The 14,215-nt window shown below is 52.2% G+C and carries 9 protein-coding genes and 2 CRISPR repeat arrays (2 of these 11 running past the window's edge); of the genes, 1 reads left to right on the top strand and 8 read right to left on the bottom strand.

Translation table 11 applies throughout. The features are described from left to right. Window positions 1–2,689: a CRISPR direct-repeat array (repeat unit 37 nt; unit sequence GTTTCAATCCCGTGCTGGGTTTTCTGTCCACTGCGAC) (it extends 2,044 nt beyond the left edge of the window). Window positions 2,690–2,806: 117 nt separating this feature from the next. Genes cas2 through cas6 form a run of 8 tightly spaced genes read right to left on the bottom strand, consistent with a single transcriptional unit; the run spans window position 2,807 to window position 12,541 of the window. Then, entirely contained in the window at window positions 2,807–3,079 is a 273-nt protein-coding gene (cas2, locus tag MU558_RS22135; RefSeq protein WP_246975603.1) for a CRISPR-associated endonuclease Cas2, read from the bottom strand. 1 nt (window position 3,080) lies between these two features. Beyond that, the gene (gene cas1d / locus MU558_RS22130; RefSeq protein ID WP_246975600.1) at window positions 3,081–4,076 is read right to left on the bottom strand and encodes a type I-D CRISPR-associated endonuclease Cas1d; all 996 of its coding nucleotides are present in this window, start codon (window positions 4,074–4,076) and stop codon (window positions 3,081–3,083) included. Beyond that, on the bottom strand, window positions 4,073–4,690 hold the full coding sequence (cas4, locus tag MU558_RS22125; RefSeq protein WP_246975598.1) for a CRISPR-associated protein Cas4: 618 nt from the start codon (window positions 4,688–4,690) through the stop codon (window positions 4,073–4,075). Before cas4 ends, cas1d begins: the two co-directional genes overlap by 4 nt. Then, window positions 4,687–6,789: a type I-D CRISPR-associated helicase Cas3' gene (cas3, locus tag MU558_RS22120; RefSeq protein ID WP_246975596.1), complete on the bottom strand. Its 2,103-nt coding sequence runs from the start codon at window positions 6,787–6,789 to the stop codon at window positions 4,687–4,689. Before cas3 ends, cas4 begins: the two co-directional genes overlap by 4 nt. Window positions 6,790–6,832: 43 nt before the next feature. Continuing rightward, the gene (gene cas5d / locus MU558_RS22115) at window positions 6,833–7,579 is read right to left on the bottom strand and encodes a type I-D CRISPR-associated protein Cas5/Csc1 (protein ID WP_246975594.1); all 747 of its coding nucleotides are present in this window, start codon (window positions 7,577–7,579) and stop codon (window positions 6,833–6,835) included. An 8-nt stretch (window positions 7,580–7,587) separates the two neighbouring features. Next, window positions 7,588–8,577, bottom strand: a complete 990-nt coding sequence (gene cas7d / locus MU558_RS22110) for a type I-D CRISPR-associated protein Cas7/Csc2 (protein ID WP_246975592.1) — start codon at window positions 8,575–8,577, stop codon at window positions 7,588–7,590. Then, window positions 8,574–11,684: a type I-D CRISPR-associated protein Cas10d/Csc3 gene (gene cas10d, locus MU558_RS22105; RefSeq protein ID WP_246975590.1), complete on the bottom strand. Its 3,111-nt coding sequence runs from the start codon at window positions 11,682–11,684 to the stop codon at window positions 8,574–8,576. The genes cas7d and cas10d overlap by 4 nt, the downstream gene beginning before the upstream one ends. After that, on the bottom strand, window positions 11,681–12,541 hold the full coding sequence (gene cas6 / locus MU558_RS22100; protein ID WP_246975588.1) for a CRISPR system precrRNA processing endoribonuclease RAMP protein Cas6: 861 nt from the start codon (window positions 12,539–12,541) through the stop codon (window positions 11,681–11,683). The genes cas10d and cas6 overlap by 4 nt, the downstream gene beginning before the upstream one ends. A 134-nt stretch (window positions 12,542–12,675) precedes the next feature. On the opposite strand from cas6, the gene csa3 reads away from it, so the two are divergent. Then, window positions 12,676–13,341 (top strand): CRISPR-associated CARF protein Csa3, encoded by a 666-nt coding sequence (csa3, locus tag MU558_RS22095; RefSeq protein WP_322987058.1) that lies wholly within the window; start codon window positions 12,676–12,678, stop codon window positions 13,339–13,341. Between the two features lie 110 nt (window positions 13,342–13,451). Then, window positions 13,452–14,215: direct repeats of the CRISPR family, unit length 37 nt; unit sequence GTCACAGGACACCGAAAACCCAGAACGGGATTGAAAC (it continues 2,273 nt past the right edge of the window).

Here is a 14,215-nt window from a genome sequence, read left to right as displayed (position 1 = left end):
GTCGGGTGGCAGTTTCAATCCCGTGCTGGGTTTTCTGTCCACTGCGACCTCCTGGGCCTCGGCGTCCACTGGCACGTCGTCGGGGTGTTTCAATCCCGTGCTGGGTTTTCTGTCCACTGCGACTTGCTCACGAAAGAGGGTGTGCCGGACCGATCGAGTTTCAATCCCGTGCTGGGTTTTCTGTCCACTGCGACGCTTCGGTTCCGAGAGTTGTGTCACCTGGCCTCGCAGTTTCAATCCCGTGCTGGGTTTTCTGTCCACTGCGACACGACACGACACCGACCGAGATTCCGATGGACAGTTTCAATCCCGTGCTGGGTTTTCTGTCCACTGCGACTTGCTCACGAAAGAGGGTGTGCCGGACCGATCGAGTTTCAATCCCGTGCTGGGTTTTCTGTCCACTGCGACGCTTCGGTTCCGAGAGTTGTGTCACCTGGCCTCGCAGTTTCAATCCCGTGCTGGGTTTTCTGTCCACTGCGACACGACACGACACCGACCGAGATTCCGATGGACAGTTTCAATCCCGTGCTGGGTTTTCTGTCCACTGCGACCTGCGGACCCTTGCGTCCCGATAAACGATCCCGTTCGTTTCAATCCCGTGCTGGGTTTTCTGTCCACTGCGACGTGCCGTCCCTGACCGAGATCGGACGCGCAGCCCGGTTTCAATCCCGTGCTGGGTTTTCTGTCCACTGCGACGAAGCGATCTTCGTCGAACTCGAAATAGCCGTCTTCGGTTTCAATCCCGTGCTGGGTTTTCTGTCCACTGCGACTTCGTCCCCACGCTCCGGGTCGACTTTCGTCCACACGTTTCAATCCCGTGCTGGGTTTTCTGTCCACTGCGACACAGCAGATTCCCCATCGTGGTGGCGATCCATCGGAAGTTTCAATCCCGTGCTGGGTTTTCTGTCCACTGCGACACGGCCAGACCAACGGGACGTACCTCACCGGTAGGTTTCAATCCCGTGCTGGGTTTTCTGTCCACTGCGACCAGATTGGTCTGTGACGGCACCCGCAGGTCGGGTGTGTTTCAATCCCGTGCTGGGTTTTCTGTCCACTGCGACTCGGCACGCGCTGTGCGAGCTGTGCCCGCGGCCAGATCGTTTCAATCCCGTGCTGGGTTTTCTGTCCACTGCGACGGTTTGCTGTTGATGCATCTACTCCTACCGAACCAATGTTTCAATCCCGTGCTGGGTTTTCTGTCCACTGCGACGACGACGATAACCCACTGCAGCGGAACATCCGCGAGTTTGTTTCAATCCCGTGCTGGGTTTTCTGTCCACTGCGACACGAGTCGTCGGCGGAGTTGTAGACGGCGTAGGTGTGTTTCAATCCCGTGCTGGGTTTTCTGTCCACTGCGACCCTCGAAACACTCGAGCAGTTCCCCGACGAGCATGTTTCAATCCCGTGCTGGGTTTTCTGTCCACTGCGACGCCACACTCCGCACAGCCAACGAACTCTCTCGGGTGCGTTTCAATCCCGTGCTGGGTTTTCTGTCCACTGCGACCGGTCGCACTGTCTTGAGCCGTGATAATGACCTTCAGATGTTTCAATCCCGTGCTGGGTTTTCTGTCCACTGCGACCGTCGTCCGCTCGAGACGTCCGCAGTCGGACGCTCTGTTTCAATCCCGTGCTGGGTTTTCTGTCCACTGCGACCTGCGGGGGAGTCCTGGGCGATCGCCGGACCCGTGTTTCAATCCCGTGCTGGGTTTTCTGTCCACTGCGACCGGACTCGCAACCGGCGCGTCGTCGGCGTAGATCGGTTTCAATCCCGTGCTGGGTTTTCTGTCCACTGCGACACGGCGGCCAGACCACCCTCCCGGTCGGCGAGACCGTTTCAATCCCGTGCTGGGTTTTCTGTCCACTGCGACTTGATTGCCGTGTGCAGTTCCTCACCGGGCTGAGTAAGTTTCAATCCCGTGCTGGGTTTTCTGTCCACTGCGACAGGCAGCGGACGTCTACACGCACGACGAAGTCCAGATGAGTTTCAATCCCGTGCTGGGTTTTCTGTCCACTGCGACTTAGCGTCTACGCTACCAGTCGGGAAGCCACATGAACGAGCCCTGTTTCAATCCCGTGCTGGGTTTTCTGTCCACTGCGACCTGACGACTACGAACCAGCAGATCAGTCACCGACTGTGTTTCAATCCCGTGCTGGGTTTTCTGTCCACTGCGACCTTTTCCTGCATAGTTGCCTCTCTAACACCACTTTCCCGGTTTCAATCCCGTGCTGGGTTTTCTGTCCACTGCGACCGGGAGATGGCTGAGTATCGAAAACAGGTCATCTATGTTTCAATCCCGTGCTGGGTTTTCTGTCCACTGCGACATTATTAAAGTCAGCACCGTCCGAAGCCACTCCCGCGTTTCAATCCCGTGCTGGGTTTTCTGTCCACTGCGACAGATGAGTGCGGCTATCGATACTGCTGTCGTCTATCTGTTTCAATCCCGTGCTGGGTTTTCTGTCCACTGCGACGGTATGACGCCAGCAATGGTCGTTATGATGGACGACAAGGTTTCAATCCCGTGCTGGGTTTTCTGTCCACTGCGACCTCGAGGACGGCGACCGCTTGTACATCGACGGGAAGTTTCAATCCCGTGCTGGGTTTTCTGTCCACTGCGACAGTCGTCACGCTCCTGCTGTCGATACTCGCGTTCAGTTTCAATCCCGTGCTGGGTTTTCTGTCCACTGCGACAGGGGGTCGATATTCGTGTAGAACTCAGATAAACGTTTCTCAGCACACTATTCGGGACTCGTTGTTCGTGGACTGGGGCTATCCACGAGCTTAATAAAGGTCCATGAAGACTGCCCCTCAGATTACGTTCGAAGACTCGTCGGGCTGCTCGGCACCAAGATCAGTCGTCGCTTCCTGACACCCGGAACAGAGGTAATATATCCGGATTCGGTCTCCATCAGACGGGTCGATGTGTGACTCGAGTTCGTCTTCAAGCTCCACGCGCTCAGTTTTCGAGATCTCGAGCTCGAAGACGCTGTACTGTTTCCACGCACCATACCGCTCGAGAGTTCGATACACTCGCCGTCGGTTCGCATCGTCACTGACGTCGTAGGCGATTGCGAGACGCATGCTACCTCGCGAACGTCAGAGGGTGGTACTCGTCGAGCTCGTCGGTGATCGCTTTTCGGAGGAGAATCGCCTGCTGTCTGACTGCCTTCCGGCGAGTGACTGTGTACTCGAAATGAGGATGAGTCAGCTCCTCGTTCATGTAATCTTCGAACTTCTCGAGATATGTTTTGAAAGCGCCGTCGCTCAACCTGTTGTCCTTGCGGAAATCGTCATGATTGACCACGCCACGGTTGACAAGTCGTATAACGAAAGCGTCACAGAATATCGGACGGAACTCTTCTTGAAGATCGAGCGCAAGCGATGGGCGACCGTGACGGTCAGCGTGCAACACGCCGAGAAACGGGTCGAGATTGTACTGGCGAAGCGCTGACAGGACCTCGTTTTTCATAAAGACATAGGTCAGCGACAGCAGCGAGTTGATGTGGTCTTCGGGTGGTCGTTTCGTGCGCTTCTCGAACATCCAGCCGTCGGCGAGTGTCTCATCGAGAAGCTGGAAATACCGCTCTGCGGCCTCGCCTTCCGTACCTCGGAGGTCGTCTTTCGTCGCATCGGACTCCGTGCGGACACCGAGGTCTTTCAGGACATCCGTTCCACGAACGCCCTTCCGGGAGAGAAGAGTCCGGGCGTTACGGATCTTCCCGGCGATCATCTGCCGGGCGATATCGAGTTCCCTCTCTCTGGAGAGATCGTACTGCGCTCGTCGCACCTCGGCGATCGTGTTCTTCTCGGGAACAAAACTCCCGCGGTACTTGCCGTGCTGGGTGAAATAGTTGAGGACAATCCCGTGTTCGTTCGCTCGAGCAACGAACGGTGTGCTGAAGTTGACGCCACCGAAGACGTTGATCGTGTCGAGCTTCTCGATTGGGAACGAGGCCAGTTCGCCCTCGTCTCCGTCGACGTCCCAGATCACGATCCGACCACCGTCGACCTGCACCTGCGCTCCCTGTTTAGTTACGTAGATGACCGATTCGTCGAACATCCCCTCCGGTGCCTTCATATTTGCCCCTCCCAGCCCGTTCCGCGAGCTTTCTCCGGCTCGAGACGGGCTGTTTCAGCAGGCATGCAGTATTCGCGAGCCGAGCACGCTTCGCATTTCTTAGGATTATCTGTGAGTGGAGGGATGGAGTCGACGGACAGTGATTGGATCTTATCGATGATCTTCCGTACCGTCTCCCGGTGACTTTCCGTAATTTGGATCGCATACCGCTCGTCAGTTTTATACAAATAAATATAGCCGACATTAACCGGCTCTTCAATTGCAGATTCAAGTAGCATACAGTACCCCGCAAGCTGGATCTCATCACTTGGAAAATACTGTCCACTCTCAGCACGTTTTCGCTCAACAGGTGTGAGTAAATCCCCGTCCGATTCAATCAAATCAATCTTTCCATGCAGACTAAGTTCGGCTGCTCTGAAATATCGCTCCGTGATCCATCCGCCCCTCTGTGATTGTTTTTCGTGTTTTGATCGGCCATCTACAAGCTCATATGGGGTCCCCATCTCGTCATGATAGTGCTGATAATAAAACCGACGTGGACAGTAGACGAACTCATTTAGCGCGCTCACCGGTACGAGTGTATCACGCTGTCCGATCGTCTGTGGTGTGCTCAAAAATCAAGCACCTCGTCAATCGTGTTTGATTCAGCCTCTATCCGATCTTGGACGTGGCAATGTAAATAAAGCGCATCATGACTGAATGCGACCGCTGCATTGCTCTCTGTATAGTATAGTGGATATATGAATTTAAAGGGATCAAGTGAATATTGGTTCCGTATTTGGGAAACGTGGCCCTCTAACGGATAACAGAGAACCTCCGTCTCCGAGAGATCTTCTTTCAATAAATCGAGACCTCTGACGCTCGGCTCTGTCTCGATCTCGAGTCCAGTGCAGACTTTCGGTGTCCGAATATCCCGAGAGACATTACTTAATAGCGAGTACAATTCACCAGTTGCTTTGTAGGTGACTAACCGCCCAGTTGACTGGCCTTTCTCCGTGGTATCTTCTTCGTTTTTATAACCGCCTTGATAGAGACAGTAGCCACTACTGTATGGTTCAAGCCGTGAAACGTGGTGATGCAAGTGTTCTGGAATGAGGGCGAGAAACTCAGTCTTTGAATGGAACGAGACATTACCATAACGGAGTAGGTATGGAATACTGTATGTCTGGAGTGTCTGTGACTGACTATTGTAGACTACTGTCTGTATGCTGTCCCCGCGATAGGTCTGGAGCGTATTTAAAAGCCGTGAGCCTGCAATATCATGCAATCGTTTTAGGTCAGCCTCGGTAAGTCCGTTCTCATGATTGTGGAAGAAATGACGTTCAATACGTTTCCAGCCTGTCTCTCGTATTGTTGGTTGGTCGTCTGATGGTGCACCCTCTGCTTGTTTTTCAATGTGGTCATAGGCTTCAACAGCCGAGTATCGCCAGTCGAACGATTCCGGTGTTGATGAGTCAACATACTCTGAACTAACAAGTTCTTCGAATGTTGCTCGATCAACCCATTGGCCAGTATATCTGTCGGCCATTGATTCAAGTGTACTGAATAGATATGGTGGTACATATCCATACGCTGTAGATCGATCAGAGCGGGTTCTGAGCCGGCCAAGTCGTTGGAAAAAACTCGCCGCGTCGTGACCAGAGAATAGGATTTGCTCTGTGTCAAAGTCGATACCAACCTCAACAGCAGAATTACTTACTAAGGTCTCGAATAAATTGATCTTTTCACGCACGTTGTCACGGTGAAAGCCATCGATTCGAACAGTTCCTTCAAGACCTGATTGAGACAACGAATGATAAACGCGATCGACTTCATGGACCCCGTCAATCATCATGACCGTCCTACCGTTCTTCAATCGATCATGCAACACATCTTCCGAATTGAGAATCTCTGTGGCAGTCTCAAATGTCGGCGCAGGTGTGATTGTCAGGTCGACTGGTGGTAGCACTGCTCGGTAGTCTGGCGGGAGTTCGTCAGGAGCAAATGCAATCACTGACTCCTCATCAGTGCCAACGGCTGGATGTGGTGTTTGTCGCCATTCTAACTCACTAACACGATAGTACGGCGCGGCCATTGCCTCCTCAAACTGGCGTTCGAGTTCTTTTTCTGGAGTTGCGCTGAGGAATACAAGATGTTTGAGCCGACAGATTGCTTCATTAGTCTCATACATTTCATCGAGTAGAAAGAGCATCGTATTTCGCTCCTTCCGTGTTGCCCGATGGAACTCATCAATGACCGCTACCTCAAATCGATTGATTGCGTCAATTCTCTCTCGATATATCTCCCGGCGAAGAAGGACAAATATATCCGGATTTGTGAGAAGAATAACGGTCTCTTGACTATTGAACGCCACTGTGAGCAATTTTCGAAGCCGTTCCCCATTTGAGTTAGCCGATGGGAACTGTTCGGCGTGCTCGTTCTGGAGTGTTTCGCTAGTCACAGCAAGAAGACGTACATCATCTCCCCCGTCGACATCGTCAAGCTTCTCGTTGATGTTCCGTACCTGGTCTTCAATAAGTGCATTTGTTGGATATATTGCTACTGTCTGAAGTCCTTCGGCTACGACGGGAGCAAGCCATGCAAGCGTCTTACCGGCTCCAGTTGGGGCATCGTCAACAAACAATCCAGGAAGACAATCTGTGAGTGCATCGTAAAGTGCCCACTGATGTTTATGCGGAGTTACATCATCTACAGGGTACTCTCCGGGGTACATTCGCAGACCGAGCCCTGCAAGCTGAAACGAAACTCGATCGTGATTAGACATCGTTCCGTTTTGTAGCTAAGAATTTTGCATCAGCAGGATAGCAGACACGTGACTGATTTCGGAAGGGTGATTCGATCGCATAATACTCTGTATCGAACTCGGCTTCGAACCAGACTGGCGTCGGCTGCATCTGTTTCATTACAACACCACCGATAGGTGTTGTTTCGTGATCGTAGACACTGAGTGGATGCCCTAGCGTGAACTCTCCGGAACGACGGACTCCGTTGACGATTCGGTAGCTAACATGCCCTTTCCCACGCTTTTTTCCCAGACGAATGTACGATGGAAGTTGCGATGCGACCTCGGTTGCATCCCGACCGTACGGGAACACATAGAACCGAAACACGTTTTCAGGGGCGAGTGCCCGCTCCCGTTCGAACGTCGGAAGGTTCTTGCTGGATTTCCCAGTTGGATCATCCGTCGCAGGATAATTTGGTGTCGCGTAGGTGTCGCTCCGAGCATTTCGATTCGTCGTGATATACTCGGTTTTTATCGACTCATTTCGCTCGACACGAGCAGGTGCCGCAGGGGTAACGTATACGTCATTTACTATCTCAGCGGTGTCTTCAATGTATGTTGGTTGATGACTAACATCGACATAACGACCACTGGCAAGACCGAGTGCGTAGTGGAGTGCCGTATTCAGGATACAGGAGTCCGTATCCGTCATTCGGCCAACTTCACGTGAGGCGAAGCCGACTTTTCCGTGTGTGGTGAGCGTTGCTTCGATGACTTTCATGGGCCTTTTTAGTTTCCGTCAGTGTCGATTGCGCCATCGATAAACGCCTCTGAGCGTGGCCGTTGTGCTTCAAGAATCGCCTGTAGTTCCTCGTCATCCGCCAGCGAAAGCAACTCGTTAACTATCTCCTCATCAACCGGTTCTTGTGCAATCTTGTTCTCGCAGGCTGCATCGTAGGCATCTTTGACGTACTCACATGCCTGTACAACGTCGAGTGCTGGTGCCTGAACTACATCACTGAGCGTCTGTTCGTCGTCTGCGGCAAACGATGTGATTACGTTGGCCGTCAATTCTCGGTTAGAGGGTCCTTCCTCAGAGCCGGTGTACACTCCGAGAATGTGGTTTTTCACACGACCAAGTCGCGTTGTTGCAGCTCCGTACCGCTTGTTTCGTTTCGTGATTGCAACGACAAACGCGACTTCAGCCGGAGTCGCATCTCGAAGGGTGATCGCACACGGGAACAGTGTCCCTGGTTCGAAGAAGTCTGGCTCACGGATCGTTGAACGTGATCCTTTTGCGTATCCCTCTCCGGGCGCGTTCTGGAACTTCTCATCGATACACGCACTGGCGTCACGAACGGTAAACGCCGTGTCATACATCACACGAGAGGTGACGCCAATGTCGACATCGTCGTCACCGCTGGCTGCACTCCCGTAGAGTGCGGATTCAACCGACTGAGGATTCATATCATTGACTTCCATCGAATCTGGGCGGTCATACTCCAGTAGCTCTCGCTGGATTGCTTTCCCCATCCGACGGTCGCTTCCCGTCTGTTTTCGCATGAACATGATCCCTGGCGAATACTCGATACTCGAATTCTCACCAACGACGGACAGCGACGCAATATCCGCGTCTTGTCCGTTCGTCGTGAAGACCGCGTGGCTCTCTAGCTCACGGAGAGTGAGAATTGTCGTATAGTTTGTTCCAGGGGTGTTCGTCATTCCGTCCATCGAAACTGTACCGTTCTCCAGTGCTGTGGTGAGTGTATCTGAGATCATTGATTGCTCCGGTTGTTGTCTGCATCGTCGTCTTGGCTTTCCTCGTCACGTGCATCGTAGTACTCCGATTCTGCACGGAGTGTCGCACCGAAAAAGCCGTCCGAAAGGTTGTTTTCGAGTCGTTTCAGCTGTGATGGGCGACCGTTGGCAATCCCGTAGAGTATTTCATCTATGAAGAAGCCAGCATACTCCTCGATACGGTCCTGGAGTGGTGTGCCCGCATTTGAGTCCTCTGCACTCACTGGATACACCGAGTCTCCAGCTTGTCTGTCGAGCATTTTTTGCAATCGTCCCGAGACGAGCATCACGTAATCGTCTCGGCTCAACTGGTCGCCTGTTTTCGAGACCGCCTTGACACTCTCACGGAACACGCGTTCGACGCGGTGGGGTTTGCGCCCATGTCCGCTTGCAGGACGAATGGCGTCGTATGCGAGATCCGCGAGCTTCGTAATGCGGCTGTGTGGTGTGTCACTCATGTTTGGTTCGAATTGTTTGATACTGGCCTGTTCGTCAAGCGTGACTGCGTACCTCATCAGGGCAGGAATATACGGCCCCTCACTTGAGGACTGGGCGGCACGCTTGAGCAGGTGCGACCCAGGGAGCAGTTCATTACGCGTTACACGAAGATATTTTGCGAACAATGAATCTTTCCGAGAATCTCCCTGTAGGGCATATCCTAATTTGATCAGTGATGATGCCGCTTGAAGACGATTCTGCAAGGTTGAGAGTGGAACCGACTCACCATAGAAATTCGACACCTGCGTGAAGCCCCCTCCTATGTTAACGAACTCTTGGAAATCTCGGGACCTCATTTCTGGGATTGGAGACGAACTGAGATGTACTCTCATACCAGTGTAAGCACTGATAGTAAGTGCGAGGAATGCTCCAAAGAATTGGAACTCCGTATCATTTCCTCCATCTGAGTAGAGGTCCTTGAAATAGCCGACAACTTGAGCACCATATTGGGCTTCTTGATCAAACCCACCAGACAGCGAATCAAGCATCGGTCGGCCTCCATCGGATTGTGTGAGTTCTGTCATCACCTCATTGAATGCATCTAATTCATCAATATCAAAGACTTCCTCAGCCAGTCTACCTATCCGAACACGACTTTCCCCAGTAAACCGGTTGGTAACTCGACTGAAGAGTCTCCATGCAAATGGAGTATAGAAATAATCCGGTGCGAGATGGATGAATAGTCGGCCATTGTATCGATTACTACTAGCCGCACCTCGCAACGATAGTTCAATTTGGCAGGGAATACATATTACTCTATTATCCCGTTTACCACTTCCAATCGGGTCTCTGTTTGTGAAACCCCCACGAACTATCGTAACATCACTAGATGGCTGCATATCTCCAAGATTATGTGATTCACTCAGTCCACCCGAGCAGAGCGAACATATCCGTCCGCGTCGAGACGTTTTTGCGTACTGATGATATGTGTCGGTAAGAGCACCGGTCTCTTGTTGTGAATTAGACCCGATTCGAAGATGTTTCTTTATAAATAAAACAACCTCTGTACGATAGCCACCAGAGTAACTTTCTCTGAGGAGCTCTCTCCAATCGCCGTTATCGGTGAGTGAGTCTAGACCAGATTCTATATCTTGGATGATCTCAGATTTCGCCTCTCGAATCTTTGGCCCCTCACCATACTTTTCAAGCAACGCTTGAGCAAAGCCATATGAGAACTCCCATTTATTTCCGCTTACCAACCTCTCTTTTGATTCCATAGGTAGCGATATAAGCTCGTTCGCAGTACGATCTGATAGACCTAACACACGTCCAGTAGTACGTATACCTTCGTCAGATGTCATCCCTGTATTGTTCAGGAAATCAGGTAAGATTCCTCGACGAAGTGTACTCACAAAGCGAGCCATTCCATATAATTGACTTGTTTTATACAATTCACGTCCCAGATCCTCTTCTAGAAGTTCCATTGATTCCAAAGCCGAATCGGTCGGTTCCTCATCAGCAGAACCATCTGTCACTCCTTTTGTCACAATTGCCCGCGTTACTCTCTCAGAACCTGCATAAAAGAACTCGGACGCATTAAGGCTGTAATGTCCGAGATTTACTGTTCCGATATCTTCCGCAAGCAAGTCGGTATCACTATATATCGGATGCGAATCGCTTATGTTCTGACTTAATTTCTCATATACATTATCTACGAACTTATCAGTAGGCTCTGGGGATGACTCTGTTGGTGAAAGATAGACACACCCATCTTGATAGATTGTGAGTAGTGTGTACTCAAATGTCTCCTCAAGAGATTCACTTATTGCTGCATTGAGCAAATTAGTAAAAACCCCACTAACGTGATCAAGATGGTGATATGACAATTCAACATCCGTTCCTGGGAAGCACTTACTAAACTGTTCTTGTGCCCGTGAATTAGCCGCCATTTCGGGCGTTGTCGACGACGCCATGCCGTCCGCGAGACGGATGAGTGAGCGGTAGTCTTTCCATTTGAGGGTGACGTTTGTCGACTTCGCATTGTCGGTTGCATGGTGATCAACAGCACACGACCGAAAATCACGTATTGTTAGCTCCGAGTTTTCAACAGACGGATCTTTACTGAATTCCTGAAGGCGGATTTCATCAATGAAGGGCTCTAATTCTGCGAGAGTTATATCAAACCTCTTTGCTCGGTTTTCGTCTTCCTCTCGAAGTTTGTGATAATCATGGATAACTGCGAGCGCAATTAAATCACGGAGTTCGTTTGGTGAAATTGGTGGCAATCCTGCTGCTTCGGCCTGCGTTGCCAAACGATGAAGGAAGAAAACGAGATTCCGCGTGTGGTTGAGCATCGATTGGTCGACCTTCCCGTATTCAATACTCTTGTTCGGAAGGAACAGCCAGCCCGCCTCAACGAGTTTGCCATCTATTTCCGATAGATATTCTTTAAACACCTCATTGAGACCAGCTTGGTCATCTGTCTCTGTTTCATCTGGAGCAAATGCTCCGTCTGGGTCTTCAAAGAGCTCTGGTGAGAACGATTCAACGCCTGATGTCGACTCACCATTGTTCTCGTCTGTCTCTGTCTCCGCTGGTCCTCCACCGAAATCATATAGGCTATATTGTTGATTGTTGTCTTGATTATTCATCCATCGGTTACCTCTACATATATGTTCCCGCACCCTCGAGCAACGGCGCTCCCGACGCCACTATACCCACCGAACAGCGCGAGTGCTACGACGGCGTTCTGGACGGACTCGCTCGCATCCTTGAATGCATAGGTGCACTCGCCGCTGAATCCCTGCTTGAACAGGTTTCGCGTCTCACCGTCGTCGTTCTTGACTCGATTCACCAATACGCTATGTGTCCTGTACGCACGCGCGTTGGGTTTCTCGATTACCGATGAGAGCAATGCGTCTCGCGTTAGCTCGAGTTCCAGTTCTTCGGGTGCAGTCCGGTTCCACTTAGTCAACAGCGACCGGAACACCGCAACCCGATGAGGGAACATCGTCGTCACCTCGTCGGCTTCCTCGAGGCAGGTCGCCGTCTGGAACCGGATCGTGACCGCGGGATCGTCAGCCTCGCTCGCGCGCTCGAGTAACTCCTCGTGGCTCGCGTTTTCACTTTCGAACGATTCCACCCGGAGCGTGCCGTTGGTCAGCTCGATCGTCGACCCCTCGAGGACGAGTTCTTTGACGAGCGCTTGGAACACCGCCTCGTCGTCGGGATCGACGATCCCGAGCGTGATCTCGTATGTCTCGTCCGGACGAACCGACTTGTGATGTCGGCGATCGCTCTCGCCGAAAGCGCCCTGGAGCCCACTGTTGTGTAGACTCCCGAGTGGGGAATCGTGGACGCGCTGACTCACCGATTCGTCGGCATCGTCGAGAACGCTGAGGAGTGCCCCGTAGAGGGGGTAGCCGTCTGATTTCGGGACTGGAAACCGCTCGGTCGGTCGAACGGTGAGCGTAACACATCTAGCACGCGAAACTTTTTCTTGTCCCATGTAATCCGCACGCACTAATCGTCGGACAGAGATCAAATAAAGCTATCGGGAATTTGAAACGGTTGCGCAGAACAGCAATTGTCGCCTGTCGATTTCACCTACGTGCAACGATGGATTTTTCCTGATCGTAATTGATGGGGGAGAATATGCGTACGTACGTCTCCCCGATCGGCTATAACTCCACCAGCGTCGTTCGACCCGTTCTCAGTCGAGGGCTCGATTCGGGAGATGAAATCCGACTTCTCCGTCCACATGAGGAATCCGACGGGCAGCGCGCGACGGAAGCGATTGGAGATGTCGAGCGACTCCTAAACGAGATCGAGCCTGATGTGACGCTCACGGTCGAGTGGATCACTTACGACGACTACGCGGCAGCCGTCCTCGAATGCAGTGAGATTATCATCGGTGCTGACGGGGACGTCATCGTCAACCTTGGAGGAGGAGCCCGTGATATTCTTGTCCCGCTGACAACGGCCGCGCTGGTTCATAGCGAGGCGATCGCCACGATGGTGACGTTTAGCGATATCGACGGCGCAGTTCGCGAACTCGAGTCACCTATGATAACGGCTTCAGTCCCAGAGAACGTCGTTTCGACGCTCGAAGCGGTTGCGGATCACGTTGATCGCGTCTCGACCCCGACGCTCACGGAGGAACTGGACCGGTCGAAGAGTTCGATCACGCGTCACGTGAATCTCCTTGAGGAGGAGGGACTCGTTCAGACCGAAAAACACGGGCGGACGAAGGTCGTCGAGCTGACGTTCGCCGGCGAGTTGTACCTGCGTATTGATGGCAACTGCTAATCTTCATCGACTCTCTTAAACGCCGTGGATAGCCCCAGTCCACGAACGACGAACTGATTTTCGCTCGAGGAGCAACGTTTTTAGCTTCGATAGACGTATCTCGACCCCCTGTCACAGGACACCGAAAACCCAGAACGGGATTGAAACTGGAACATCGTCGGGACGAACTCGGCTGGACAGGCTGTCACAGGACACCGAAAACCCAGAACGGGATTGAAACAGAGACGATCGGATGTAATCGCTCATGTTGTCATGTCACAGGACACCGAAAACCCAGAACGGGATTGAAACATCCTCGAGTATCTGAACGGCGGTGGCGACGACGATGTCACAGGACACCGAAAACCCAGAACGGGATTGAAACGCAACGTCAGGACTCGATGCCGCGGACGTCGAAGTGTCACAGGACACCGAAAACCCAGAACGGGATTGAAACGCATCTTCCTGCCGTTCCTTTCCGGAGGATACGTGCGGTCACAGGACACCGAAAACCCAGAACGGGATTGAAACGAAGAAAACCCGTCTCTCGATCTCGAGGAACCGACAGGTCACAGGACACCGAAAACCCAGAACGGGATTGAAACTTATTGCGGCGTATGATGCTTCGGATGGGTCTGAGTGTCACAGGACACCGAAAACCCAGAACGGGATTGAAACTCGCCGTCGATCTCGACCGCGGCGGTCACTGGTTCGGGTCACAGGACACCGAAAACCCAGAACGGGATTGAAACGTGAGGCCAGCGGTCGTACTCCCTTTCCCGTCGGTGTGTCACAGGACACCGAAAACCCAGAACGGGATTGAAACAGGTAGTCGAACTGATTTCAGAACAAGACGCACAAGAGGTCACAGGACACCGAAAACCCAGAACGGGAT

Source organism: Natribaculum luteum, from assembly GCF_023008545.1.
Lineage (GTDB): Archaea > Halobacteriota > Halobacteria > Halobacteriales > Natrialbaceae > Natribaculum > Natribaculum luteum.
Note: the sequence above shows the minus strand (reverse complement) of the source record. Positions and strands in the feature narration are given on the sequence as shown.